Source organism: Pannus brasiliensis CCIBt3594 (assembly GCF_036688125.1).
Lineage (GTDB): Bacteria > Cyanobacteriota > Cyanobacteriia > Cyanobacteriales > Microcystaceae > Pannus > Pannus brasiliensis.
Genome location: NZ_JBAFSM010000020.1, coordinates 61201 through 87627, shown reverse-complemented (window position 1 = coordinate 87627; position 26427 = coordinate 61201). Strand labels below are relative to the sequence as shown.

Here is a 26427-nt window from a genome sequence, read left to right as displayed (position 1 = left end):
CCCGAACTTGCCTTAACCGGCACGGGGTCTTGCTATTCATGCAGGAGGTCTAATATAGAGAGCGGCCGCCGATGGAGCCACCTTGAGATCTCGTTCTAAAACTAACCGCAGGCGATCGAGCATTCCCCACGATACGATGAGTTGTACCCTCCCGATCTCACAAACGCCTTCCCGAACGATTCTGACCAGATATTGACAGGAAGTGTCCTTTCTTCCCTTGAAATCGGCGAGAAGCGCGGCGCACCAGATATTTAAATCCAAACACAGACGCAAGATGTCACTCATCGTGTGTTAAGTTCACCGCGGCCGCGAGGCTATCGTCTTCTGTTTCCAATTCCCCTAAACCCTCAACATTCATCTCGGCGAGTACCTGCCTACGGGCGATGTTATATCGAACGTTCAGTAAAGTCCGCGTCATCTCCCGTCTGACCTCGGCGAGATCGTCCTCGTCCCCCAGTGCCTCGATCTGCCATAAAGCCTCTCTCGCTTCCGGGGGAAGGCTGACGAACCACTTCAAGGCCATCCCCGCGATGCGAGCCGGGGGGCGATGTTCTAACTTCGCGATTCCCGCCACGCGACTGGCGGTTTCCGAGTCGGTGTAGGCGGATACGGTTTTTCCCTTCATAAGTTCTCCCGAAAAGCGAACACAAATTTCTCTAGTTTCTATAGAAATTATAGTCGCTCGATCGATCTCCTCCCCTGTCTCCCTGACGGCGAAAGGAATCGCGGCACTCTCTCCCGCATTTCTTCCAAAAAGCGTCGCGTTCGCCAGAGTGGGAAAACTTCCCGAATTATTGAAAAAACAAATTTTAGGAATTTTTACCGCCTTTCGCGGTTTCGCTTGCGATCGAAAGGTCAGATCCGATTGGATAGGGGTTGACTCGTTCTAGCCGTCTCGGAAACGGCAGGGGAGGGAAATGCTCTCCTCGATCGACGCGTCGATCTCAACTTTGACCATTCCCCGATGTTTCCCTAACAACCCAATATGCGAGTACCATCTTTCAAAACCGCCGAAGAGCGGAAAATCTCCCGGATCGATCGACTCAAAAGCGCCATCCTTCCTCTCGCCCTGTTCACCGGTGGCATCCTCAACGGGGCGCGCGGCGATTCCGCCCTCCTCACCGTCGGTGTCGTGTCCGGTTGTATCGCTCTCGCTCGTCCCTACCTCGATGGAAAACAAGTTAACCGTCGGGTAAAAAGCGCGTTCTTCATGATGTTGGGAACGCTGGTCTTCGCCTCCCTCAATCTGTTCGCCACCCCAGCGCGGGCGCAATTTTTCCAAGGAGCCGAAGAATTCTTCAACACGACCTTTAGTTCGTCGGGAGCGGCTATCCCCATCGTTTTTAACACTCTACGGGCTTTATACATCGTCTACCTCGCCGTAGCTTTCATCGGCGTGTTCAATTCCGTCCGTCAGGATGAAGATTGGGTAGCGGCCGCGCGGACTCCCATCCTCGTGGTTATCACCGTCACCCTCGCCGATATCCTCACGAAGTTGATCACCGGTTAGGAGGCAGGAGGCAGGAGGCAGGAGGCAGGAGGGAGTTAAGACTTTAACTTTGCCAGAGTAGAGACTAGAATTCCCTGCAACTTATCAACCTCTTCCAGAACGGGAGTGATGAGATGAGTTTCGACCAAGCCTACCTCTCTGGCGATGATTAGTTGGGTATCTAGCTCCCGCAAAGAACCTAACGCTATATGAAGAAACTGAACATATTCGCCCGTGGTTTTCCTTCCATAGCCTTCCGCGATATTCGAGGGAACCGAGACAGCGGAACGCCTGATCTGACTCGTCAAAGCGTAGAGTTCGGATTTTGGGAAACGCTCGGTGAGTCGATAGCAATCGACAGCAAGCTGAATTCCCCGTTTCCAGATGAACTGTTCTCTGTAACTCATGATTGCAGGGGTGGGAGTGGTAAATCACGAATGATTCTATCTTCTCCCGCCTTCAACCCTTCCTACATCCTCGCGAGCCTCTTTTGCCTCCTGCCTTCTGCCCCCTGCCCTCTGCCTCCTTACTGCCATGTCCGAAGAGAGAGAATTCCGTCGCATCAATCAAGCGCTCGGCAAACAACCGAAAATCGGCCCCTTTCCCGCGGGTCAGGTATTTCCTTTAGCCCTCATTCTCTTGCTGAGTTGGTGGGCGAAAGAAGCTTTTCATCTGTCTTGGATTAACGCAACACTATTCGGCGCGTGGCTGATGGGAACGAGTTGGATCTTGACCGGAAATCGCGCCTGGCGGTTTTTCTCTAAATTCGTGACCCGCCCCTATTTCACTCGAGCGTCGGCACGATATGAATCTTTACTCCTCAAAAGTGACGGGATAGCCGATAAACGTCGTAAAAGCGGGAGAGAACGCGATGAAAACTAGAATTCCGCCCCTAACGGTTCAAGAGGGTTCTCGGAACTTCACGATGACCCCGATCGAAAACCACCTGCACCTACAGGCGATGGTCAGTCTCCGTTTACGGAACCGTCAGATCGGGGCTTATTTACTGAAAAAGAATCGCTCCGCACCGTGGCAACTCGTGTTCGGCTTCAATTGCGAGGGTATCCATAGTTTCCTCTCCGCGGAAGAGGTAGACGGGGTTTTCGACCAAGTAGAGGCGGGATTAAAAGATTTCCCGCGTTCGGAAGCGGTCACGTTCCATTTGGGAGCGTTCAAAACCGATCGAGACCGTCAATCGCGTCTATCCTCGCTGTTCGATCGATCGCCGGGAGATGAGGTCAAATTCCTGTTAATGGGCGAACGTCAACGGGTTCGTGAATTAGCCGCTACCGGTCTGAGAGAACCGAAATTACTCAAAGTCTACGTTACCTACACTTTCGGCAATTCCGAAGCGGAGTCGGCGGACTGGACGGAACGCGCCCTCGCCAAGCTCGAAGAATCTCTATCGTGGATACGCGGCGAGGGGGCGGCTAACGAGGCGGTCAAATTGGAATCCCTACTCGGCGCTGGATTCAATAACGGTTATCTCGTCTGGGAGCAACTTTTTCTCAACAAACTGAAGTTAAAAATCGCCCCGATGACGGAAATCCAGATGTGGGAATCCCTCTGGTACAGGCTCAACCCGCGGACTCCCCCGATCGATATCCCGCAACTCCTCATTCTCGACGAGAACGGTATCCGCGAGGAAATCACCTCGGAAGTCCACAGTACCACGCTCCTGTTCGCCGATTCCGTACCGAGGGCCGATCGAAAGTGGGTTCACAACGGGGGCAAGTACACCGGCGCGCTCACCTTTTGGGACAAACCCGCGGGATGGAAAGACAAGAGACAACAACTTCATTATCTGTGGGACGTAATCGCCAGAGATTTGGTCACGGACACCGAGATCTTCTGCCAGATTAGTCCCGCTAACCCGACTCTGGTAAGAACTACCGTCCAACGTCTCATCAAACAATCCACGACCGCGGCGGTCAGGGCGAGCGAGCGTCAGGATGTGGACGTGGCCGCCGGAATTAATGCCAAACGATCGATCGAAGCCCAAGAAAGTCTATACGAGGGAGCCGTACCGTTTCACACGGGAATCGTTTTCCTCGTTCACCGGGAATCTCTAGAAGAACTCGATGACGCTTGCCGTCAGATCGAGAACTTTTTTCTACGTCCCGCGTGGGTGGTGAGAGAAACCGAGATCGCTTGGCATATCTGGCTTCAAACCCTGCCGATCGTGCAAGAAAAACTTCTTTCCTTCAAATACGGCAATCGGCGGCTCGTTTACCTCAGTAAAGAATTGCCCGGTTTGATTCCTCTTGTCACCACACTCAGCCCCGATCGAGACGGACTGGAACTGCTCGCGGAAGATGGCGGGACACCGATCCATATCGACCTCTTCCGCTCGGAGGGGAAGCATCTCGGCGTTTTCGGGACGACTCGATCGGGAAAATCGGTTCTCGTTTCCGGCATTCTCACCCACGCGCTCGCCCGAAACGTCCCCGTCGTCGCGTTGGACTACCCGAAACCGGACGGCACGAGTACCTTCACCGACTACACGGAATTCGTCAGTCCCTTGGGCGCGTACTTCGATGTGGGCGCGGAAGCGATCAACCTCTTCGAGCGTCCCGATCTGTCGGCTCTCGCCCCGGACGAGGCCCGAAGACGTTTCGAGGATTACAAAGACTTCCTTTCCGCCTGCCTACTGGCGATGGTGGTCGGGGTCAACACCGAGGAAACCCTAAAGACCACGATCCGCACCGTTCTTTACTGCCTTTTAAACCGATTTTTCAGCGATCCGACGATCCTCGATCGCTATACCAAAGCGGAGACAGGAGGACCCGACAGCGAGGAATGGCAAGAGATGCCGACCCTACGGGATTATCTGCGATTCTGCACTCTCGAAGAGATCGATCGACTCCTACAGCTTGAGGAGGGAGTTAACTGGAACATCGTCCCGAAAGCGCTGGAACAAATCCGCCTACGCCTCACCTATTGGGTGAACAGTCGCGTCGGGAAAGCGATTTCCTCCCCCTCCACCGTCCCGACCGATTCGATGCTGTTGGTCTTCGCTCTACGGCAAGTTTCCCAGAGCGAAGACGCGGCGATTCTGTCTCTGGTCGCTTACGCCGCCGCGCTACGTCGGGCGATGGCCTCACCGATGAGTATCTTTTTTATCGACGAATCGCCCATTCTTTTCCAATTTCCCGAGATCGCGCAACTGGTGGCGATGCTCTGCGCGAACGGGGCGAAAGCCGGGATTCGGGTCATCCTCACCGCGCAAGACCCGAACACGATCGCCGCCGCGGGCAAGGTAGGCGCGCAGATCCTCCAGAATTTGAGCGTCCGGCTCATCGGCCGAATACAACGAGCGGCAACACCGAGCTTCATCTCGATTTTCGGCTATCAGGGCGAAACGATCGCCCAATGTGAACGATTCCTACCGAATAAACAGGGCGTTTTCACGCGATGGCTCCTCGACGACAGCGGCATCTACACTTTCTGCCGCTACTATCCCGCCTACGTTCAACTCGCGGTAGTCGCCAACAACCCCGACGAACAGGCGATCCGGGCCGAATATCTATCCCGTTACCCCGATAAGTTCGAGGCGATCGCCTTTTTTAGCCGGATTCTCTCGCGTTCCCTGCGATCGGGGGAATCTCTCTCCGAATTGTTCGAGGAAGAAAAAAAGGGCTTACCGTCGAAAGCTGACCGGTTTGCCGATTTACCGATTTGATTACCGCTCAACACTCTCATGGACACTCAAGCTCCTAGAAACACCGAATCCCGCCGTTTCCGCCGTCGCGTTATTCCCGTCGCGGTGGGAACTGTCCTTTTAGTTTCTGTCACCGTCAGACCCGTCCGAGCGGGAATCGCCGATCTTCTCGGCGGTTCGATCTTCGGCGATATTTACTCCACGCTGGTTTCTTTCTTCCCGGAAATCGTCGCCGTCGATAATTGGGTCTCTCTATTGGAAAACACGATTAACGATCCCTGCTCCGCCGCACCGATCCTCTTCGCCACCCCGTCCGAACCGGGTTGGTGTACCGTTGCGACCGATATCCTCGGCGGTAGCGGGAGTCTCACCGAGATCCTGCAAGATGTGGCCGGGGAATTGGGAATTCCGAACGCGGGCAAAGCGCGGGCGACGATCGCGGACAAAGTAAGAGAGGCGGGAGAAACCCCCGATCCCTTCCGCGCCGACCCGCGAAGTTACGCTATCCAACTCGGCAATTTAAGCGATCGAGTCGCCACCTCCCTGAGTGTCGAGACCGTTCTAGGGGAAGAGGGACAGCAACAGATGAAGGACGAGATCGAGCAGACAAGCGAGGTCGTCCAGTCTATTCTCGACACTTCCGACGAGGCTCAATCTTACGAAAGCACTCAAGACGTGGTTAAAGCTCTCGCGAGAATCAACGCCCAACAATCGGTAATCGCCGCGATGCACGGCGCGTCGGCTCTCCGAAGCCGGGCGGATACCCAATTCACCAACCTCAACCTCTCCAATATTTCCCGCTCCCTCGACGAACGCAACCGGGACGAACAGGCTCGATCGACCGTGGATAGCTTTCTCCTGTTGAACCTCACCGCTCAATCCAATCTTTTTTAAGGGAAAAGGGGAAGGGTAAGGGAAAAAGAGATGGATTAGAGCTTTCTCGACGCTTTACCCTGACTTTTCTCTCTAAATTTTAGTTTTTTCCCTTTTCCCTTTCCCCCTTTCCCTTTTCCCTTTCCCCCTTTCTCTTTCACCTTTCCCCTTTCCCCTTAAAAAATTATGGCAGACATCTCGCTTAACAACGTTCTCATCAACGGGGCGGACGCGGCGAATCAAGTCGCCGAATCTTGGAACGCGACTTGGAAAAACGTTCTCGGTGATTCTGGCTCTCTAGGCGGGGCAACGCTCTACGGGGTTCTCTGTTGGGTGGGAACGGTCTTCGCCGTGGGAACGCTCATCTTTCTGATTATCGAACTCTACAAAGACTTGAACGAGGGAAAACCGCTCGTGTTACAGTCCCTCGTCTGGCCGCTACTGGTCGCCTTTTTGCTGAACAATAACGGGGTGTTGTTGGCGCGAAGTACCCTATCCCTCCGCGACATGATCAATAAAGCCAACAGTCAGGCACTCGCGATCACGATGTCTGGCATCAAACTCGACGAACTTTACCGGGAAGCCAACGGGAAGATCGGGCTACAGGCGATGATTTCCGATACCCTGCGCCCCTGCCAGTCCCTTCTCGGTGAGGCACAACTTCAATGCGTGAATTCGGCACTGGAACGCTCCCGCTCCCTCGTGGACGCTTACGAGTTCGCCTTCGGGGGTGGGGGCGGAAGTTGGATCGATGGAATCCGGGGCTTTCTCGACGGTGTTCGCGACACGCTTTCCCAAGACGTTCTCGATATCGGGGTGTTCGGATTGCTCAAACCGGTCTGGATGCCGATCGTTGTCTCCGTCCTCTACTGGATGCAGATCGCCTATCAGAATTTGCTAGAAGCCTCGCTTTTAATCACCGCGCTCCTCGGCCCGATCGCCGTGGGGGGTTCCCTTCTCCCCTACGGAGCGAAACCCGTCTTCGCTTGGTTAACGGGATTCTTCTCGATCGGTTTCGCCCGTCTCTGCTTCAACATCATCGTCGGCCTGACCTCGGTGGTCGCGACGAGTTCGGGGGACGGCGATCCCTTCTGGTTCGCGCTGTTCGCCGGATTACTCGCCCCGATACTCGCTTCTAGCTTGGCGAGTGGGGCGGGATTGATGGTCTGGACATCGATCTCCAGCGCGGTCGGGAACACCACTAAAGCCGTTGCCGGTTTCTTCATTTAGGAGGCAGGAGGCAGGGGGCAGGAGGCAGAAGGCAATAGAAAAACCTTCCAAAATCTTAACTACGAATCGAAAGTTTATGAGACTGTTTAACACCAAAAAAGGGAACGTACCCGCGGAGGTAAACATCCCGAAAGCGCGTCCCCTGCTGAAAGGTTCATCGGGAAACGTTCTCACCGTTTTTGTCCTCGCGACGCTGGGATTACAGGGTCTCCTGTTCCTTCAGACCACCTTTAACACGATCTGGATCGCCAAGTTAGCCCGACGACCCGCTCCCACGTTAGTCGAGCTAGTGGACGGGCGATCGATCCGCGTGGGAGTTGAATCCTCCCTGTACCGCTCCCCGCGGGCGATTCAAACTTTTGTCGGACAGATCGCCACGATGCTATTCGGGGCTTCGGGACAGTTGGAAGACACGAGCGCCTTGAAAAGCCCGCTTAAGCCCGTTCCCGATCCGGGGATAGAACTATCCGGCAATGGTTTTCGGGGCAAGCGCAAGGTGACGACCGCGGCGTGGGAGGCGAGTTTCGCACTCTCGGAGGATTTTCGGGGCGCTTTCCTCTCGAAACTCGCCGAGATCACCCCCGCGGGCGTTTTCGGCGGAAATACCCAAATGGTTCTCGTTATCGACCATCTTTCCGAACCGGAAGCGATCGAACTGGGCCAATGGAAGCTGACGATGATCGCCAATCTCTACACTTTCACCGGTGGCGATCGAATCGGTGAAGCGGTTCCCGTCAACAAGGACATCTACGTGAGGGCTGTTCATGTAACCCCCGATCCTCTCCCCGAATCCGCCACGGCCATTCGGAGAGCGGTGTATAACGCCCGCGCGACGGGATTGGAGATCTACCGATTCGGCGATTTATCCGTCGATCGCGAATCCCCCGAAGAGAAAAAATAAACCTATCCGGTGAGATTGTATGAATACCGAGTTTTCCCAGCCAGAAAACGCCAAAGATCCGCCTACTGAGGAACGTTTAGCCAGATTAACGGGTTTCGACGATCCTTCCCTCGCCTCCCATGCCGATCGATCGCGTTCGTCCTCTTCCTCCCCCACGCCGTTATTACCCGAGGAAGATTTAGAAGAACAGATCACCCGACATAGTTTCGCCTCCAGTCCTCTGTCTAAGTTGGTTTTCGTCTCCGGGGCGGTATTTTTCGTCGTTTTTGTGGCCAGTCTCTTTCTCTCCCGATTTCAATCACCGGGGGAATCCGTGGCGGCTAACCGTCCCGTTGAAACCGGGGAACAGGAGAAGAATCCCCTACTGTCTCCGGCGAACGAGGACAAGGAAAAATCCCGGCTCCTTTCCGAACTGGCACTGCGCGAGCAACAGGAACGATTGAGAGACATCCAGGAGCGGAAAAATCAACCCTTCCAACCGATCGCCGCCGAAAAACCGAGAACGCGCTCCGTCATCGCTTCCCGTCCCCCGACGCGAACCGTCTCCGTTTCCCCCAGGCCCGTATCGCGAGAAATCGGGAGCGAAATGCGATCGCCGGCGGATCGACCCATCCCACGAACCGTTCGGGTTCCTCCCCAACGTTCTGTTCGCCCAGTCGCAACCACACCGGCCCGATCGCTTCCCACCCCGCGCCCGATCGCGAACGAAGATCCGTCGGAACTCTGGTCAAAACTATCCCGTGTCGGCTCTTTCGAGGAAGGGTCGGTTTCTTCCTCTTCCCCCTCTTCCCGACAATCACGAACCGCCCCGGTTTACGAACCGAGAACCGTCCGCGACCGGGTTAACTCGTCGGAGCAGGTAATCTCTCCCGATCGCTCTCGTGATCGCCCGATCGCTTCTAATCCTTCTCCCCCGAATAATGACCCCCGAGCGATCGAGTTCGGTCAATCCATTCCCGCCCGTTTAGAAACCACGATCGCTTGGGAGGGAGAGAGAAGAAACCGAACAGAACGAGCGTCCGATGAACGCTATCTCCTCACCCTGAACGAACCCCTAACCGATAAGTCGGGTAACGTCCGAATTCCCGCGGGTTCCAAGGCGATCGCCCGTCTGGAAACGGGAAATAACGCCCTCGTTACCCTGTCCGTGGAAAGTCTCGTTATCGATGGCAAGGAAATCCCTTTACCGGAAGGCGCTTTGAAGGTACGGGGCGCGGGAGGTCAGCCTCTTGTGGCCGAGATGAAAACGCTCGGAAATAACGGCTCGGATGACAACGCGCGGACGATAACCGATCTCCTGTCTATAGCGGGAGATTTTGCCGATATCCCCGGTGGGCGATCGATTTCCAGCCTCTACCGCATGTTAACCGGGGGGGAAAATCGCCGTCTCGGTTCGGGGGTAAGCGTGACCATCTTTTTTCTCCGCCAGGGAACCCCGTTAGAGGTCTTCGTGAATAGAACCTTCGGCGTTGACATTCCCGAAAAACCCCTCGAACTCGATCTCGGAGCGATCGATTCCCCCGATCGCCGAATTCCCCTAGAAGCGACCGATACAGTCTTAGAGGAGGGAAAATAATGCGGAAAAAGATTATTACCGCTGTAATCGGCATATCCCTTCAATTTCCCGCCGCTAGTTTCGCCAATTCCGTGATAAACCTCTCTACTAGCCACGCGGAAGGGCGATCGGGGGCGATTCCCTCGCTGACGATCTGGGCGGGAACGGGACTATCTCTCGATTTCACGGGAACGGGCGAACGGGTGGTGAAAGCTTGGCTCGATGACCCGTCCCGTCTGACTTTGGACTTCGATACCCCGAATTGTAGTGATCGGGGGCAAGAAAACTGTGGCGCGTCCGTTATCCATCTCCGGCGTATTCATCCCGTCTCTTTTCCCCGTGTTCCGTCCACTCCGACCACCTTGCTAACCGTCGTGACCGAGGGAGCGGGAACGAGAAAAGTGTACTATTTCAACCTCGGCTATGGCAGTGGACGGGCGCGATACGTGGCGGTCAACATCAACACCGATCCCCGTCCCGCTCTCCGAGAAAGTCAGCGTCTTGAAGAGTCCACTAGAGCGAGGGCCGCTCGGATCGAACGGGGTTTGCGAATGGCCCGCGACCGCGATCGATCGGGACAGAACACGGAAGTATTCGATCGAGTAGAAACCCTGCTCGCCCGTGTCCGGGGCGGGATGTCGTTTTCGGATGCCCTACGCCATTTTAATCTAGCCCCTTCCGTTCTCGAAAAGTTAGAAAACTTAGCGAGGAGTTCGGCTAACAGCCCATAAAGCTTATCTATAATGCTTTTTCTCTTATTTATTCTCCCTAACGCCTCATTAATAGGAGAGAACGATGAAACACTCGAATTTGACCCGATCGCTGGCACTTCTCCTCGCCGGCACGACCACCTTCTTCGCGTTCGGCGAGATCTTTCCCCCTAAACTCAAGCCCGCCTCTGCCCGATCGATCGAGAGAGAGGAAGTAAATATCCCCTCGATCGAGAGCGGCGGCGCGCGTTTGCCCGATTGGGAACGGATTACCTTCCGTCTCATCCCCGCGGTCGAGAAAGCCGGTTCTCTCGATCTCTCTTCCCTCGCGAGAGAATTGGGATACGATCCCTCCCGCTCTTGGGATGCGGGCGATCGAATTACCTCGATCCTCATGTTGGGCGATCTGGCGGAAGCGACCGATTTACCGAGCCGTTCTTTACAAAGCATTCTCGATCGAGTGGGACTTTCGCCCGGTTCTTTGAGTCTCGCCGATTTCGGGGCGATCGATAAACAGACGTTAAAAACTCTAGTCAAAGCGATTCCCGACTTGGCAGACCTATCCCTCGGCGATGTCGCCCCCTTTTACGACTTGGTAGAGAAAGAACTCGGGGGAGCGATCGCCGACGCGTTAAGCGGTGAACTGCTGGGCGATCTCGTTACCGACGACCTTTTAGGTGATTTATCCCTAGATTCCCTAAACCTAGCCGGATACGCTCTCGATTCTATCCCCGGACTATTAGACGCGCCCCTTAGCGAGTTCGCCCGTTGGGGAGAGACCTTAATCGGAGAAATCCCCGGACTGGCGGATCTTCCCTTCGCCGATTTCTTTATCGATCTCGGCACACCGGGAGTTTTCGCCCTCGTGGATGTCGTTTTCGGTTCCAAGGAAGCCCGACGGACGAATACGGTCACGGGTAGCGATGTGGTCGGCTTCGCCTACCCCTGCAACGGGAATGATTGCGCTCACATCGAACTCACCGGCCCGGATTGGCTCGGCGCTACCCTCATTCGGGGAAAACAATGGATTTCCGGCAATTCTCAACGGGTCGCGGGCGGTTCCGGCTGTCTCGCGGGGGAAGAACCCACGGGACGGCATCCCTTCGGCCGCGGGTTCAAAGTTGTCCTCACCGATACCGATGAAGCCGAAGGAATCGCCCGATTCGGCATTTATTTCCGCTTCTCCATCTTCTGCGGCACGAGTCCCTACATTATCGGCCCCTTCCCTTGGATTCCCCTTCACGAGAAAGATTTTATATTCCTAGGAATCCCTTAAAAAACGGGAGCGAGAACTGGAAAGGAGAGGACGAGAAAGAAATACGCGAATTAAAGATAAAAATCCTCTGAATTAACCCCGAAAAACTAGGAGAAAAACATGGTACTCCCCCGAAATATCGCCGAAAAGCTCGCCGACTATCCCGCGATCGCGACAAGTTTGGAACCCGTTTACGACAAACCCTCGCTCCCCGCGGGCTACGTGCCGAAACTGATCGAGGTTTTTTCCGACCAAAGGCTGGCTCTCCAATGGGTGACGGGGTACGTCACTCACGAGATCACTGTTCCCGAAGATTACGTTCCGAAGACGATCGAGTGGGCGATCGACGGGGAACTCGTCTGTGTTCTCGTCCGCGGGGAAATCCTTCTCAATCGTCTCGAAAATCCGATCGAAATGCCCGATTTACAACTTTTAAAGGGCAAAGATTAAAGGAAAAACGATTATTTCTCTCCCTTCCCCTTTCCCTTTCCCCCTTTCCCTTTTCCCTTTCCCCTTTCCCCCTTCCCCCTTCCCCTTTCCCGATATAACTATGTCTAAGCCGATTTTCGAGGTCGATCGCCACGACGCGAGAGAGAGCGGTCGCGCGATTCAAGAAGCCCAGAATACTGTCATGGCGACGGGAACGGCGGCGACGATCGCCCTACTCCGCGAACTTCTCGAACGATTAAAACAGTCGGGGAAACCCGTCAAAGTGGAGATCTCGATCGATAAATCGATCGCCTATCAAGCGGCGATCGAAACGGGAAAAAGTCCCGATGTTCGTACCGAGACTCCCGCCCTATCGCGGGAGATGGCGAGTTATCTCGAAAAAGTTCTCAAAATCCCCGAATCCGATCGCCCCGCCGCCGCCTCTATCCCTCTCGATCGAAATGTCACCATCACCGTTGACGGGAAAGAGGTTTTCCGCCTCAAAGATGGCGTTGTCGAGAGAAACCTTCTCGCGCCCGCGGCCGGGAAAACACAACCGGAAGCCTCTCCCACCACGGGTACATCCCCGGCCGGAGAGGCCGAAAAACGCGCCGATAGCACGGAAAAGGAAGAACCTCCGGCTCGGAAAGTTCAAGTAGAGGTGATTGCGGGAGAAACGCCCGAACGCGAGGGAAAACCCGCTTCTCTCTCGAACGAACAACGCCAGAAGTTGACAAAATTAGGAGTCGAACCGGGGACGGTGGAAAAGACTATCGGGCAGAAATCGTCAGGACAGATTCCCTTTCTCATCGTCCTCGAACGGGAAGTAGAGCGGAATATCCCGAATAAATCTTTAAAGACTAACCTGAAAGCCACACACTCCTTTTTAGGCAAAGGAGCGCGCGATTTCTCCCGTAAGGTGTCCGGTCTTCTTAGTTCGGTTCGGGAAAAGCTCTTTCCGGGCCGCGGGCGAGATCTACAGAATTTAGAGGTGGTTAACGTCGCGACGAAACTGCTCGATCGCTTCGGCGGTAAAAACGAGAGCGGGAAAGAGGTTTTCGATGGCAACACTTTCCGCCTCGAACGCCTGGACAAAGATCTGACCGTTATTGCCAAAGATGGGCGCGGCGAGATCTTGAGCCTCAAGGATGGAGAACTGACCGGCTCCCTCACCCGCGCCGATGTCGAGAAGTTTCAAGCCGTCGATCGACAACTCGAACCGGGTAAATCTAAACAAAATCAAGCCGAAATCGGTTAAGGAAGGTGACTGATGAAAAAGCGAATTAGCGGGCTTATTCCGTCGATCTTCCGGCGCTCGACCCTCTACCGCGTTTCCCGAACCGGGGCGGAAATCGGCCTTTTCGCCCTCGGACTCGTCCTGATGCGTCGCGCGTCGGTTTCCCCTAACGAACTTTTCCGTCTGTCGGTAGCGATCGGGGGCATCGCGGCCGTACTCGTCTCCCTCTCCCCGAATGGCGAGCGCCCGCTTTGGAAAATAGCGAACCGAGCTTTTTTTCTCCCTTCGGCGGGACTTTTTTTACTGGGGTGGGCGTTAGCCCGATGGATGGGTCTGCCGTCCATCCTGATGAAAGCCGGATTCGTTAGCTTCCTCTTCAGTGCCACTCTCCTGCTCCAGTACATCGAGCGCGACTTAAGCGAGGAGGAGGGAATCGCCTTTTTGCAAAGAGCCGTTTTCCTTCCCTTCCCGATTTTCCTGTCGGTACTTTTCAACGGTCTGCATCTCTTATGAATCACTACCTTGTCGTGAAACCCTCTTCCGACCCGTTCGATCGAACTTTCGACAATCTTTCCCGTTCAATCTCCCCGCGATCGGGCGCGATGTTACTCGCGTGTTTGGGATTCATCGGATTACTAGCATTAGTGAGCGGGACAGGGGGTAAGAAAGGAAAACTCGCCAAGGGATATTTCGGCGGTCGCGCGGAAAAGTCCGTCGCGAAACGGATCGCTCTCAAACAGATGCGAGAACGGAAGAAAAACGCCGTTTCCGTCTGGATAGGAACCCCGACCTCTAACCCTCTCGGTAAATCGCCCCTCTATCTTCCCGACGCTCAAAGAGGGATGGCGGTATTAGGCGCGCCAGGGACGGGAAAAACGGTTTCCGCTATCGACCAAGTGGCGATCTCGGTCATCGAGCAGGGATTTCCCGTGATTCTCTGGGATTTCAAATTCCCCACACAAACCTCCCGTCTCGCCGCCTACGCGGTCAAAAACGGCTATGAACTCCACATTTTCGCCCCCGGCTACCCCGAATCCGAGATCTGTAATCCTTTGGAATTTCTCAAGGACGATACGGATTCGATGATGGCGCGTCAGTTCGCCGAGGTGATGAATCAGAATTTTAAACGAGCGGGACAGACTTCCGAGGACGGCTTTTTCGGCCCGGCGGGAGATCAGGTAATGGAAGCGATCATGATGCTGGCGAGGGGAACAGAATACCCCGATTTAATGATGTGTCAGGCTCTCGCCAGCCGTACCGATCTGGCGAAGCGGGTACTCGAACGGAAGGATAATCTGAATCCTTGGGTAGTAGCCAGTTTCGGGCAATTGCTCTCTAGTGCCGAGTCCGAGAAGACGGTCAGTTCGATTCTAGCGACCGCTAACATTAACTTCACCCGATTCATGAAAGCCGATGTTCTTCCCGCCTTCTGTGGAAAGACAACCCTACCGACCGTTTTGGAAGGAAAACAGTTGCTCGTGTTGGGACTCGATCGAGAAAAACGGGATGTTCTCGCCCCTTTAATCGCCGCTATCCTTCACCTATTGGTCAATCGCAATGTCTCCCGAAAGCGTTCCGATCCAATGTTCCTAATCGCCGATGAAGTTCCCACGCTTTACCTTCCGGCACTCCATCACTGGCTCAACGAGAACCGGGAAGACGGGCTGTGTACGGTTCTCGGATTCCAGAATATGGTTCAGATGGAAAAGATGTACGGCAAGGATCTGGCGAGGGCGATCGTCGGCGGGTGCGCTACCAAAATCATCTTTAATCCCCAAGATCCCGAATCGGCGAAACTCTTCTCGGACTATATCGGATCGAAAGAGATTAAATTCAAGCAGAAAAGTCGGGGACGGAGCGGTGGAAAAGCCAGTACCAATATTTCCGAGCAAATTCAAACAAAGCCCCTGTTCGAGCCTTCGGATTTCCTGCAACTGCCCACTGGTCGCTGTCTCCTGTTGAACCCCCACTTCCGACGGGGGAAAGCGGCTTACATCCCTTTATTGGAATCGATCGATCTGACCGCGGACTACAAGACAATCCTGAAATGGTCGGAAACCCGATGGGATAAAGTCCGCGCCCGATTGACGGAACGCGCTTCCCTAACCCCCGTCACCGGGGAAGATCTGGCGGCCCGGTACACTCTCGCGAGCGAGATGTTTCCGAGCGCGACGGGTAACGCTACCGACGGGGATCTGTTCGCGGCGATGTTGTGACCGGCTTCCCGCGAACGTTACGGCTTCAGGTAATCGCCGCTAGACCCTTTTTCTCGACGAGAGACAGAAGTTTTAACGCCGGCCCGGCCGGATGCTTCTCGCCCCGTTCCCATTGACTGACCGCATCTTTAGACACGTTCAGATAACGGGCGAATACGGCTTGGCTCACTTCCTCGCGCTCTCGGAGAGCCTTGATCTCCTCGGGCGTGAATTCTCGTACCGGCGTTAGGCAAGATTCGTCAAAGTGACGCATGGTTTGTTTATCGATAACTCCCGCCTCGTAATAACCGGAAGCCGTCTCGTGAATCGCGGCGAACGCGTCACTCCTGTAAGTTTTTTTTCGGGTCATCGCCTTTTATTTCCTTGTAAACTCCTCTCTCGACCAACTTGGCAAGTTCCTCCTCGGAAAAGGAAAAGGTTACTTTCGCCAAGTCTTTAAATCCGCGCTCTTCGTCCTCGTCTATATTATCCCGTTCGCTCTTCGCGAATCCGTAGACAAAGAAAGCTTTATTACCTCTCTGATAGAGAATCACCGACCGATACCCCCCGGATTTTCCCTCGTTGGTGCGGGCGATTCTCTGTTTGATGACACCGCCACCGTAATCGGCATCTATCCTCCCGGATTCTATCTCCGAAACCGCCTCGCGGAGCCGAGCGTCGCTAATGCCCTCTTTTCTGGCAAATTTAGCGAACCATTTGTTTTTGAATATCCTCACGCCCGACCTTTTCGGTTGCCTTTTCTCCTCTATTTTATAGAACTCGGTTCTATAGTTCAAGGGAAGACCACTAGAGAGCGGGCGCTCGCGGGCTGTTCAGGGTAAGTTCCCGTAGCAACGGGGCGGTTTTCGCCCGGTGTAGAAGCCGTAGGGATTGTTGTAGCGGATCATCCCTTTCGGCAATCGGGGCAGTATCTCTCGGATCTCCCGTCCACAATCGGTCATTCCCGCGGACTCGGCTATTTCCGCCGCTTTCAAGTGATCTGCGACCCCTCGATCGTATACCTCTTTCGCCTCCCGCGATGCCGTCTCGTAATCATCGACGAAACCCTTGTCGGTTCTCGCTTCGAGCCGATACCACCGTACTTTGCTGTTGACGGTGGTGAACTGACCTAGACGGGCCGCGCCTCTTCCCCAATACGCCGAAGAGAGGAGGAAGGGATCGGAGGTTTTCGCGATTAATCGATCGTAAAGCTCGATCGCCCCGTCATAGTCCGAGGAACTCAATTCCCCCTCGGCCGCGGTCAGGATCTCCGCTACCGTCTCCGGTTGTTTCCTGTGACCCGGCGGGGCGGTCAACATACCGAACAGAACCAAACCGATAATCATCGCGAAGGGTCGCGTGGACATCATTAAAGCGTTCAGGAAGAAGAGAAAATTCGATCGAGGGAACATGATAGCGTCCGTGGATAGTTTTTCTGTACTTATTCTTCCTACTGTAGCCGAGTTTAGTTCAAATGTACCGAGAAGTTGTTTCGTTGGTTGCGTTAATTTCGTTCGTTTCGTAAAATAGCCAAGTAGTAGTCTCGATCGAGCGTTTCCACCCATGCTATCCCCCGTTACCGAACCTTTCACCCCTAGCGTCGAGGATAAGACTCTAGCGAGAGATAATAGTCGGATTCTCGCGTCTTTGCTGTCCGAAGGGCGCTCTCATTACCGAATTCACCTCGTATCGGGGGAAAGTGACACCGATCCCCTCATCCTTCCCGCCGCGGCCTTGAATCTTCTCGCGGAGGCTCTCGAACAGATGGCGGAGGGCAATGCGGTCGCTCTCGTCCCGCTCCGACGTGAACTTTCCACCTCCGAGGCCGCGGAACTGCTCGGTGTTTCCCGTCCCTATCTAGTGGGATTACTGGAATCGGGACAGATCCCTTTCCGTAAGGTCGGGGCGCGTCGCCGGGTTCTTCACGAGGACGCGATCGCTTACAAAAGACAGATCGATGCCCGACGGGAACGAACTCTAGCGGAATTAGCCGCTCAAGCCCAAGAATTGAACATGGGATACGAGTAAACCGTGGCGAGTTCGATCGTTATTTACGACGCTTCTGTCCTCTACCCCGCACCCCTTCGGGACTTCTTGATGTGGTTGGCTTTGACGGATCTCTTCAAAGCGCGTTGGACGAATGAGATTCACGGGGAATGGACGAGAAACGTTTTGAAAAACCGCCCCGATATCACCCCGGAACAACTCGCCAGGACTAGGGCGCTCATGGACGCTAACGTTCGGGATTGTTTGGTGGTCGGTTACGAGCCGCTAATTCCCGCTTTAGAATTACCCGATCCCGACGATCGCCACGTTCTCGCCGCCGCTATCCATTGCGGCGCGGAATTCATCGTTACCTTCAACCTCAAGGATTTTCCGTCCGAAATACTGACACCGCAGGGAGTAGAAGCAATTCATCCCGATGATTTTATTTTGGATTTAATCGAGTCCGATGCGGCCGCCGTTGTAGAATCGGCTCGAAAGCAGAGGGCGACACTCAAGAATCCGCCGTTAACCGCAGAAAAATACGTGGAAATCATGATAAAACAAGGCTTACCACGCTCGATGGCGATACTACGCGACTCCTTAAAGGATTAGCCACCTTCCCTCACCTTTCCAAATCAGAATTCTTCGATCGCTCTCGGGACTGCCGCATTAACTCGATCGCCTCGCGAGTGACCTGTCGGATGTATTCGATCGCCCTCTTCAAATAAACTTCCCTCGGCAGTTCCTCCCGCCATTGTTCGACCCGATCGCTCCGAGTCAAGATCAACTCGGTTTCCTCGCGACTCTCGCCTGATTTTAAGGACAAGATTGCCACGCCGGTATCGACTTTCCTCGCGTCAACGTCTCGGAATCCGGGATAATTCCGAACTTGTTCGGCTAGGGTGACATATTTGCCTCTTAATCGTTCTTTTCGCTCGTTTATTTCGTTGTTCTCTACGGTAATAAGGGGAAGGACTTCCGGGTTCACCGTCTCCGCTTTTACTTCGATCGAGGAGGATTTAGCGGCGACGGTCGGGAATGCGGGGCTTGATGTCTCTGCCGATACCCGCGTCCGCTCTGTCTCGATCGATCGCTCTCTCGGAGGTCTTTTAACGGCTACGGTGGGGATTTCGGGAATTACCGCCACGATCGTTATCGGGGGGCTATCCCTGTCTCTCGGCATCTCCTCCCCTCCCTCTGTATCGATTACGGTAAGGATCTCGTTGGTTTCCGTCGCTAGATTCGTCTGTAGATTCGGCCAAGAATAGTCTTTCCCTAACTGCCGACCCTGAAAGCCCACGCCGTCGATACCGAAGGAAATTCCCTCGATTTTGCCTTCGCCCGTTTTTCTTAGCCGAACATTTATCCCCTCCTCCTTCAGGCGGCCCACGAAAACGTCTAGGGTCGGTTTGCCTTCGATCGCTTTTTTGACGATCGCTTGAAGGTTGCTTCTTTTACTGACCTCGCCCGTTCTTCTCTGACGGCGGATCTCTCCCGTTTTCGGCGATCTATCCCGTCTATTAAAGCTACTCGGTGTCGGCAAGAGATTAAATTTTTCCTCTAACCCTCTCACGATACTCTCCGCCCGTCGGTACTGCCAAGAATCACCCACGACCGTACCGTCGGTGATCCGGATACGGCTGGCGACAATGTGGACGTGATCGTGTTCCGTGTCGGTGTGACGGTAAACGACATACTGGCTACCGTCGAAATCCATACCCTCCAAAAAAGAGCGGGCGATTTTCAGCCACTGCCGATCGGATAGTTTTTCGATCGGGGAAACGGATAAGCTGGCATGATAGACGCGCTTAGTAACTCGCTCTCTCAACTTCGAGGATATTCGGAATTCCGCGGTTAGACTTTCGGGGTCTTTGCCCATCATGTTCGAGCCGATCTTTCTGGCTCCCGATTTACCGTGAATGTAATCGAGAACCCCTTTGAAATCAGTTCCCTGAACCTGTTTGGCGATCATCGCGTTCGGTCTACCACGATTCTAGTCCGAGGAGTTTTCTTCGGGTCGCGTTCACGAGTTCTTGAATTTCATTGACTTCGCTCGCGTCCGCGTCGAGTGTTTGAAGGTATTCGGTGATTTTTCCCAGAGCGAAGTAAACCTTTCTCTGAAGTTCCAGGGCTAATCGATCGCTGTCTTTTCGGGTGTGTTCGAGTACCGCCGATCGGATAAGTTCGCTCAGGGTTTTCTTTTCCTCTCGGGCGCGTTCTTCTAGTCTCCGCTTTTCGTCCGAAGAGAAACGGATTCCGATCGAACTACTTTTTTGAGATGGACTAGCCACGATGTTTCCCTCCTCGCTCCGTTCAAAACACCATCTAATATTTTTATCCAGTCTAGCAGAAATGTTGAACATTTAACACTGCTTGCTCCCCGAATCCGCTCCTTAAAAAAGGTCAATTATAAGCTACCGTAAGTCGATAGGAAGTAACGAGAAGTTAGAGGTAAGCGTTTGGAAGATCGTGTCGTGTGAGAGAATGCTTCCGCGTGGCGTTTCGATAACTAAAAACAACTTACGGATGTCTTGTAACTGACGAGAAAACGCTTACTGTCAAAGTGCTTCTAAAGTGCTTCGATTCGCTTTCGGGGAGAGCGATCGAATTCGGGGGGAGAGTATCAGGTCACGTACTTTTCCCTACCGGGTGCTAACGGATGCTCTCTCTCCTTCCGTATAGTTCTCGCCCAGATTTTCGCCCCGATCGTGCGTCGGGGGTACTCTAGATCATTTCATTCCTCTAGCGTGTAAATTTCGGGCAATTGGCGGTAACGTTCGTCGAAATCGATCCCGTAGCCGACGATAAAGCGATCGGGAACGGTAAACCCCCGATAATCGATCTTCACCTCCACCCGGCGACGACTCGGTTTATCTAGTAGGGTGCAGAGTTTCAAGTCGGCCGGTCGGTAGCCTTGTAGGTATTCGAGGAGTGTGGCCGTGGTGATTCCGGTATCCACGATATCCTCCACCACGATCACGTTCTGACCCCTTACCGCTTCCTCGGGAAGACCCGCGAGAATCTCGGCCCGTCCCGAACTAACGGTCGCGGAACCGTAGCTAGACAGACGGGTGAACTCGATCGCCAGGAGCGGGGTTTCTAGATTCCGGACGAGATCGGCGATAAAGATAAAAGAACCTTTGAGGATGCCGATCACCACCAACGAACGGTTTTCCGAATCCCGATCGATCTCTCGCGCCAATCTCTTCACCGCGGCGGCGATCTCCTCTCGGGAGATCAGTCGGACGAGTTGTTTTTCCATGACTTTTCTGGCGGGCTAATCCTTTTGTGCGAAATAGAAAGGCGGTAAAATTCCAGAAATTCTAACAGAGTTCTCGATCGATCGCGAGGAAAAAGCCCGCGTTCCCCCGATGGGATTAAATCTGCTCTTTAGCACTCCCACTCACCCACTTTCCGACACCGAGCGTTCGGAAGCGCTCCCGAAAGAATGGAAAAGCTATCCGTCACCAATTGTCCCGACGCGCCGGATCGAGTCGGTAATATTGTTGTAATAGCTCGTATAAAGCGGGATGACGCGCCCGTAAGGAACGGGGGTTCTCGAAGAAAGTTTCCGTGACCACCGCGAAAAATTCGGCGGGGTTCGTCGCCCCGTAGGGATCGATTTCCGTTTTCATCCCCCTTTCGCTCGACCGGCAAAGTTTTTCGTACTCTTCGGTCATTACTTTCGACCAGTGATCGGGATCGATATCTTTTGGCAGGAGGGGAACCCCTTGAACCGCGCCGTCTTCCGCGTCCAACTGATGGGCGAACTCGTGAAGGACGACGTTATGCCCGTCTTCCCAGTTGTGAATATCTTGTTGAACTTGTTGCCACGAGAGAACTAACTGATCCCGCGTCCACGATTCCCCTAATCTCACCACCCGTCTCTCCTCGATCCCGTAATTCCCGAGCGGATTCATTTCCGTAGCGAGGTACGCGGTCGGGTAGAGGAGGATCGATCGAAGTCGGGAAAAGTAATCGCCGCCCCCGTCCGGTAGCAATAGACAGGCGATCGCCGCGACCGTTACCCTCATTTCCTCGTTAACCGTCAATCCCCCGCAGGGAATAAATTGTTTCTCGGCTAGAAAGACCTGTATATGACCTTGCAGTTGTTCCCGCCGCAATCGGGGAAAGCGCGAATAGAGCGGTACATTTCTCTCGACAATCGATCGCCAACGATCGGGAAAAGGGCGACATCGAATTCGTTCCCGCCGCCACGCGATGAACCGGGGATAGAAAACGATAGCGAAGAGTACGAGCGTGACCAATGACAAAAAGATCGGGGTTTCGAGCATCGATCGATCTGTTCCGCGCGGGAATTCCCATCACGCGCGGGGTTTCCGATATTGTCTAAAGTTATGGCCGTTTCGAGAAAAAGCGGGGACGTTCGATCGGGGCGGTCTTCTTATACCTTGAATTTTACCGTCGCGGGAACTATTCGATTAGTACATTTTCCCGAACCCGTCTATTTATCGATCGCTCTCTAACACGAGGTCGTGAAATTCCCCCGTATCCCAGTAATAATCCTTCCCGGCCACTCGCTCCCCGGTCAGTTCAACGCCCTCGGCACACAATAATCCGGCGTGAGCGGGAAGATATTTCTCGAAGAGTCCGCCATCGACACTGACGAGGCGATGCACCGGTAAATCCGGAGTCGCTCTTTTCAAAAAGGCGGGAAGGGTTCGATAGTAAGCCCGCGATACCCCGAGAGCCAACAGTAAATCCGAAGTTCTCACCACTTTTCCGAGCGGGATTCGAGCGACGAACTCGTGGAAACGTTCTCTGACAGTATCGCTGAGAGTCGGGAACCGATAATCGGTGGGAACGACTTCATCTCCGGGATCGATCCGTCCCCCGCGAACCACCATGCCCAACATCCCGCGCCGACTCCCGATCGTTTTGGCTAATCCCGGTCGAATTTTCTCTAAATTCCCGCAGGGTTCACAAGAAAACATCAGCCGGATTAGCGCCTCGCTCCCGACCCGCAAAACCTCTCCCGAGCGAAACCCCTCGATCTCTCCCTCTATCAGAAGATTTTCTCGCAAATCACCGGGCTGTAGGTCAAGATCGTCCAACGTTCTCCGACCCACGAGCAATACCTGACGGGGACTTCCCGCTAGAGCGTGAACGTCCGAATCGATGCCGATACCGGTCGTTAGGGTCAGGGACGGACGGGAGCGCGAGGGTTCGCCCCGTCGGGTTTTGAGCGATAATTGTCGGACGTACACGGTGTTTCTCGTGATTTTCCCGTTCGATGCTTTCAACCGCGCCCGTATCGTGGCGCTCGTTTCTTTTGATAGACCGGCTAGGGCGTTCTCGCCATCATAACAATACGGGGTTAATATCGGGACGGGGTGAACTTAACGCTTCGAGCGCGCGATAGATTTTACGGGGTGAACCGATGCGAATTATCGAACACGCTCGCGATCGATTGGTCTTGCATTTTCAATACTCGTTTTTCGAGACTTTGATTTTCGGTTCTGGCTTCATTTTCACGGGACTCTTCATTATCCTGTTCGGCGCGCTCGCCGTTCGACAAACCGAGGGGAGTTGGATTTTGTCGTCGGCAACGGGAGTCGCTCTAACCGCGTTAGGGGTTTTCTCGATCGTCAAATATCCGGGCTTCAACACCATCACTTTCGATAAAGGTAGAAATCGCTTTTTATGGGAGCGGGGAACTTTCCCGAACCGGCCCGCCGCGAAATCGTTGGAAATCCCGCTCGACGTGATTGTCGGAGTCACGATCGCCGATACCGGTGACACGGAGTCGGCGAGCTATAATCTCGTCTTGATTCTAGAGCCGGCTTATTGGCGAGTTTCCCTACATTCCGATCGCTATTACATCAGAGTCGAGTGGTTAGCCCGATCGATCGCCGAATTCTTGAACGCGCCCTATTTTCCCGATGAATCGAAAGCTCCTCTACCCCTCGATCGCCAGAAAATTTTAGAGGGAGCCGCCCCCTATCAATTCGGCTGGAAATATTTAGAGGAGGAGATCGATCGCTTGGAGAAACACGTCGGCCGGTATCCGACGGACGCGGGGGCTTGTTTGGAATTAGGCGTTTTACTGCGATCGAAACCCGCGGAAGCGATCGTTTATCTCCAACGGGCGGAAAGTTTATTCGAGGCCCGGCAAGAAGTCGATCGCGCCCGATCGGTAGCGGTGCTTCGATCTTTAGTCAACTGGAAGAACTGACGCTCCCGAAGTGATTTTACTCTCGGCGAGGAGAGAATCGACGACCGAGTTTTCCGGTCGTACCGATTGGATGGAGACGATCGCGAGTTCTCGCTCTTGTGAATGGTAACTATGGAACCCGACCTAATAATTCGTAACGCCCTGCTGTCCGATCGATCGATTCTCGTCGGTTTTATGGAAGCCCTGCAAGATAGCGAACGAGAGTATCACGAGAATCGCCCAACCGGAGCGCGGATCGGTGACGCTCACCTAGCTTATCTAGAAGAACTCGCACTGGAACGAGACGGACGGATCTACGTGGCGGAATCCGCGGGAGAAATTCTCGGTTTTCTCGTTTGTTTTATCGAAGAACTCGACGCGGGAGATCTCCACGTTGACGCTCGCGAGCGGAAATACGGTTATATTTCCGATCTGTACGTTTTGCCCCAATCGCGCGGGCGCGGTGTCGGTGCCGCTTTGATGAAAGCGGCCGAGTGCCATTTTCGGGGTCGGGGTTTGTCGGTAGTCAGGGTGAATACTTTGGCGGATAATCGAGCGGCGATCGAATTCTACCGAGCGATCGACTATGGATTTTACGAGATCACCCTTGAAAAGCGACTGGAAGAAAAATAGATAATTCCGCTCACTCCCCGAACCGGATCGTCAACACGAGCGTGAAGACCAAGATAATGCCGATCACCCCCTCGTTTTTGCCCGACGGTTGACGGTTCGACTCCTCGATCGAGAGTTAAAAAAGGTCAGATCTCGCTCGGCGATCCGTTTCCCGAAAAACTTTTCCCGATAGAACATCCCCGAACACTTCCGCGGTTCGGTCAGAAATCCAAGATTAGGAAAAAATCAAAAATTAGGAATCCTTCCCGATTTCGGTTAAAAAACTTGCCCCGCTCGAAAACAAGTTTTTATAATGCCTTGGCAAGCGAAAAAAACGCTCGCTTTCCGGGTCGGCCGAACCCTCCTAAACTCGGCATCAGCTACGCTGGAAACTTCCTTTCACGGGGGAGGAGAACGCGGGGTCGATCGTCCCTACAAAAATCCCGCGCTCGAAGGTCAACCGAACCTATAAACAATCGGTGAGAAGGTTAGCCGAACCTACAGAAATCGGCGCTCGACAATCCACCCTTACCCCCTACACGCTCATGGCCGACGTGACCATCGCGGCGGATTTCGGGGCTTCTCTCGGACGGGCGCTCTATAGCGTCAATCCCCCGCGCGGCAAACCTGGATTACTCCTGCTCGATCCTCAAGTGGTTCTCGTACCCGCCAAAAGTATTGAGAACTACGAGAAATACAAGCTCGGCGAGTCCAATCCGGAGGATTCCGCGTGGGTGCGATTCGGCGATACCCACTACGCCGTCGGAGCGCTCGCCAGGAAAACCTTCCACGCCGTCCACTGCCTCGATTCGTTGAAAATCGATTCGGCACTGCCCCAAGCGCTCTCGATCGTCGGCAGTGTCGCGATCCGAGAGCGTTTACCCGAACGGTTCAGCCTATCGCTCGGAATCCTCCTGCCGTGGAACGAGTTCCGTGACCGCGAGAAATTCGAGTCCCGTATCTCCACCGCCCTATCCGACTACATTTTTCGGGGACGGCAATTCCATGTCGAACTCGAAACTTTCACCGCCCTACCGGAGGGCGGCGGCCTCCTCGCGAGGGGCAGGAAACCCGCCAGAGCGGGGGAAATGCTCAAAAGCGCGAAATCCGTCAATATCGCCGTGATCATGCTCGGTTATCGGAATTCTTCCCTTCTCGTTCTAGAAAAGGGAGAACTCACCAAGGGCATGACCGGGGATCTCGGTTTCGCCAAGATGATCGACAGAATCCAACTCTGCACCTCCGGGCAGAAAGCCGAGGTTCTCGTCTCCGTGATCTGCGCCGCGGGAGGGAAACCGGGCAAAAAAGTTCTCCAAACCCTAGCCCGTAGTCACCGAACCGAACTACGAGAGCGAGAAGTCGAGGAATTGGTCGAGGCCATTACCGACGCGAGAGCCGAGTACATCGCCCTCCTACAAAACTGGCTCGTGCAACACCTTCCCCCGAACACCCCCATCGACGAGTTTCTCGTCAGTGGCGGGACGGCCCGTTACCTGAAACGGGAATTGAACGAACTCCTGAAACGGTTCGGCGGTTCCCTGAACTGGTGCGAGGGACTTGAAGAAAGGGTGCTGGAGGCTTTCGGCGAGATCGCTCGCGAACGCTGTCTGGAGTCCCGACTAGCGGACGTATACGGGCTGTTCTACAAGCTGGGGAATCGCCCCCTACCCAGAGCGCCAGAGACCACAGGAGAGAGAATCGATGTCCGGCCAACAAGTTAGTTTCCATTTCCGCTACCAGCCGAAAAAGGAATCCCGCCACGGGATACTGGTGAGCTATCTCAAGGAGGACGAGGGCGGTTTGACCCGACATCAACGGGTATTACAACCGATCGCCGCCTTCTGGCTACCGTTCGCCTATCAAGCGATGACGGACTCGTCTTCCGCCCAAATCCGACAGATCGCTCGATCGTCGATCTATCAACTCAAGCTTCATATCCAATATTTGGAAGAATCTTTCGGTTTAGGGGGAAATTCGGAAGATTTCGATCCCTCGATCGATCGAACGGTTCGATTCCCGACGAACGACATCCCTCCAAACGAGGCGATCGGACCGGACGGGGACGACAGGGATTTTAGTGACGAGGACGATATTTTAGACCGGATTTGTTGACCCGAAA

At 54.2% G+C, this 26427-nt stretch carries 31 protein-coding genes; 20 read left to right on the top strand and 11 right to left on the bottom strand.

Going from position 1 to position 26427, the window contains the following annotated elements; all coding sequences use genetic code 11:
* Positions 1-36: 36 nt before the first annotated feature.
* Both V0288_RS12175 and V0288_RS12170 read right to left on the bottom strand, forming a co-directional pair.
* Positions 37-285 carry a hypothetical protein gene (locus V0288_RS12175; RefSeq protein ID WP_332865366.1) on the bottom strand — a complete coding sequence of 83 codons (249 nt, stop codon included), beginning with the start codon at positions 283-285 and terminating at the stop codon, positions 37-39.
* Positions 278-625 carry a hypothetical protein gene (locus tag V0288_RS12170; RefSeq protein ID WP_332865365.1) on the bottom strand — a complete coding sequence of 116 codons (348 nt, stop codon included), beginning with the start codon at positions 623-625 and terminating at the stop codon, positions 278-280. Before V0288_RS12170 ends, V0288_RS12175 begins: the two co-directional genes overlap by 8 nt.
* 360 nt (positions 626-985) lie before the next feature.
* Between V0288_RS12170 and V0288_RS12165 the strand changes: the two genes are divergently transcribed.
* Positions 986-1510: a hypothetical protein gene (locus V0288_RS12165; protein ID WP_332865364.1), complete on the top strand. Its 525-nt coding sequence runs from the start codon at positions 986-988 to the stop codon at positions 1508-1510.
* Positions 1511-1545: 35 nt separating this feature from the next.
* On the opposite strand, the gene V0288_RS12160 is transcribed toward V0288_RS12165, so the two are convergent.
* Entirely contained in the window at positions 1546-1896 is a 351-nt protein-coding gene (locus V0288_RS12160) for a four helix bundle protein (RefSeq protein WP_332865363.1), read from the bottom strand.
* 127 nt (positions 1897-2023) lie between these two features.
* Between V0288_RS12160 and V0288_RS12155 the strand changes: the two genes are divergently transcribed.
* From V0288_RS12155 to V0288_RS12100, 12 genes are all read left to right on the top strand, one after another.
* Positions 2024-2371 (top strand): hypothetical protein, encoded by a 348-nt coding sequence (locus V0288_RS12155; protein ID WP_332865362.1) that lies wholly within the window; start codon positions 2024-2026, stop codon positions 2369-2371.
* Positions 2361-5171, top strand: a complete 2811-nt coding sequence (locus V0288_RS12150; RefSeq protein WP_332865361.1) for a helicase HerA domain-containing protein — start codon at positions 2361-2363, stop codon at positions 5169-5171. Before V0288_RS12155 ends, V0288_RS12150 begins: the two co-directional genes overlap by 11 nt.
* Before the next feature lie 18 nt (positions 5172-5189).
* Positions 5190-6044, top strand: coding sequence for a hypothetical protein (locus tag V0288_RS12145; protein WP_332865360.1), 855 nt, complete (start codon positions 5190-5192; stop codon positions 6042-6044).
* Between the two features lie 165 nt (positions 6045-6209).
* On the top strand, positions 6210-7253 hold the full coding sequence (locus V0288_RS12140; RefSeq protein ID WP_332865359.1) for a hypothetical protein: 1044 nt from the start codon (positions 6210-6212) through the stop codon (positions 7251-7253).
* A gap of 76 nt (positions 7254-7329) precedes the next feature.
* Positions 7330-8154: a hypothetical protein gene (locus tag V0288_RS12135; protein WP_332865358.1), complete on the top strand. Its 825-nt coding sequence runs from the start codon at positions 7330-7332 to the stop codon at positions 8152-8154.
* Positions 8155-8173: 19 nt separating this feature from the next.
* A complete protein-coding gene (locus tag V0288_RS12130) occupies positions 8174-9730 on the top strand; it encodes a hypothetical protein (RefSeq protein ID WP_332865357.1) in 1557 nt (518 codons plus the stop codon).
* Positions 9730-10440: a hypothetical protein gene (locus V0288_RS12125; protein WP_332865356.1), complete on the top strand. Its 711-nt coding sequence runs from the start codon at positions 9730-9732 to the stop codon at positions 10438-10440. The genes V0288_RS12130 and V0288_RS12125 overlap by 1 nt, the downstream gene beginning before the upstream one ends.
* Positions 10441-10504: 64 nt before the next feature.
* Positions 10505-11695: a hypothetical protein gene (locus tag V0288_RS12120; RefSeq protein WP_332865355.1), complete on the top strand. Its 1191-nt coding sequence runs from the start codon at positions 10505-10507 to the stop codon at positions 11693-11695.
* Between the two features lie 99 nt (positions 11696-11794).
* Positions 11795-12124, top strand: a complete 330-nt coding sequence (locus V0288_RS12115; protein WP_332865354.1) for a hypothetical protein — start codon at positions 11795-11797, stop codon at positions 12122-12124.
* Between the two features lie 100 nt (positions 12125-12224).
* Entirely contained in the window at positions 12225-13361 is a 1137-nt protein-coding gene (locus tag V0288_RS12110; RefSeq protein WP_332865353.1) for a hypothetical protein, read from the top strand.
* 12 nt (positions 13362-13373) lie between these two features.
* Positions 13374-13853: a hypothetical protein gene (locus tag V0288_RS12105; protein WP_332865352.1), complete on the top strand. Its 480-nt coding sequence runs from the start codon at positions 13374-13376 to the stop codon at positions 13851-13853.
* Complete coding sequence (locus V0288_RS12100; protein WP_332865351.1) at positions 13850-15556, top strand: type IV secretory system conjugative DNA transfer family protein; 1707 nt, start codon at positions 13850-13852, stop codon at positions 15554-15556. The genes V0288_RS12105 and V0288_RS12100 overlap by 4 nt, the downstream gene beginning before the upstream one ends.
* A gap of 25 nt (positions 15557-15581) precedes the next feature.
* Here the strand turns inward: V0288_RS12100 and V0288_RS12095 are convergent, their stop codons facing one another.
* The 3 genes from V0288_RS12095 to V0288_RS12085 form a co-directional block, all read right to left on the bottom strand.
* Positions 15582-15905 (bottom strand): helix-turn-helix domain-containing protein, encoded by a 324-nt coding sequence (locus V0288_RS12095; protein WP_332865350.1) that lies wholly within the window; start codon positions 15903-15905, stop codon positions 15582-15584.
* Positions 15877-16272: a type II toxin-antitoxin system RelE/ParE family toxin gene (locus V0288_RS12090; RefSeq protein ID WP_332865349.1), complete on the bottom strand. Its 396-nt coding sequence runs from the start codon at positions 16270-16272 to the stop codon at positions 15877-15879. Before V0288_RS12090 ends, V0288_RS12095 begins: the two co-directional genes overlap by 29 nt.
* Positions 16273-16368: 96 nt before the next feature.
* On the bottom strand, positions 16369-16947 hold the full coding sequence (locus V0288_RS12085) for a hypothetical protein (protein WP_332865348.1): 579 nt from the start codon (positions 16945-16947) through the stop codon (positions 16369-16371).
* Between the two features lie 151 nt (positions 16948-17098).
* Here V0288_RS12085 and V0288_RS12080 point away from each other — a divergent pair, with 151 nt between their 5' ends.
* Positions 17099-17563, top strand: coding sequence for a helix-turn-helix domain-containing protein (locus tag V0288_RS12080; protein WP_332865347.1), 465 nt, complete (start codon positions 17099-17101; stop codon positions 17561-17563).
* Positions 17564-17566: 3 nt separating this feature from the next.
* On the top strand, positions 17567-18133 hold the full coding sequence (locus tag V0288_RS12075; RefSeq protein WP_332865346.1) for a PIN domain-containing protein: 567 nt from the start codon (positions 17567-17569) through the stop codon (positions 18131-18133).
* A 10-nt stretch (positions 18134-18143) separates the two neighbouring features.
* On the opposite strand, the gene V0288_RS12070 is transcribed toward V0288_RS12075, so the two are convergent.
* The 5 genes from V0288_RS12070 to V0288_RS12050 form a co-directional block, all read right to left on the bottom strand.
* A complete protein-coding gene (locus V0288_RS12070) occupies positions 18144-19493 on the bottom strand; it encodes a relaxase/mobilization nuclease domain-containing protein (protein ID WP_332865345.1) in 1350 nt (449 codons plus the stop codon).
* Positions 19494-19503: 10 nt separating this feature from the next.
* Entirely contained in the window at positions 19504-19812 is a 309-nt protein-coding gene (locus tag V0288_RS12065; RefSeq protein ID WP_332865344.1) for a plasmid mobilization protein, read from the bottom strand.
* A 443-nt stretch (positions 19813-20255) separates the two neighbouring features.
* Entirely contained in the window at positions 20256-20783 is a 528-nt protein-coding gene (gene hpt / locus V0288_RS12060; protein WP_332865343.1) for a hypoxanthine phosphoribosyltransferase, read from the bottom strand.
* A gap of 202 nt (positions 20784-20985) precedes the next feature.
* Positions 20986-21816, bottom strand: a complete 831-nt coding sequence (locus tag V0288_RS12055) for a M90 family metallopeptidase (protein ID WP_332865342.1) — start codon at positions 21814-21816, stop codon at positions 20986-20988.
* Positions 21817-21990: 174 nt separating this feature from the next.
* Positions 21991-22785 (bottom strand): MOSC domain-containing protein, encoded by a 795-nt coding sequence (locus V0288_RS12050; protein ID WP_332865341.1) that lies wholly within the window; start codon positions 22783-22785, stop codon positions 21991-21993.
* Positions 22786-22922: 137 nt separating this feature from the next.
* Between V0288_RS12050 and V0288_RS12045 the strand changes: the two genes are divergently transcribed.
* From V0288_RS12045 to V0288_RS12025, 5 genes are all read left to right on the top strand, one after another.
* Positions 22923-23717, top strand: a complete 795-nt coding sequence (locus tag V0288_RS12045) for a hypothetical protein (protein WP_332865340.1) — start codon at positions 22923-22925, stop codon at positions 23715-23717.
* A gap of 102 nt (positions 23718-23819) precedes the next feature.
* Positions 23820-24329, top strand: a complete 510-nt coding sequence (locus V0288_RS12040; protein WP_332865339.1) for a GNAT family N-acetyltransferase — start codon at positions 23820-23822, stop codon at positions 24327-24329.
* Positions 24330-24621: 292 nt separating this feature from the next.
* A complete protein-coding gene (locus V0288_RS12035; protein WP_332865338.1) occupies positions 24622-24780 on the top strand; it encodes a hypothetical protein in 159 nt (52 codons plus the stop codon).
* A gap of 7 nt (positions 24781-24787) precedes the next feature.
* A complete protein-coding gene (locus tag V0288_RS12030; protein ID WP_332865337.1) occupies positions 24788-26029 on the top strand; it encodes a ParM/StbA family protein in 1242 nt (413 codons plus the stop codon).
* Positions 26010-26420: a hypothetical protein gene (locus V0288_RS12025; RefSeq protein ID WP_332865336.1), complete on the top strand. Its 411-nt coding sequence runs from the start codon at positions 26010-26012 to the stop codon at positions 26418-26420. Before V0288_RS12030 ends, V0288_RS12025 begins: the two co-directional genes overlap by 20 nt.
* The last annotated feature ends 7 nt before the right edge of the window (positions 26421-26427 follow it).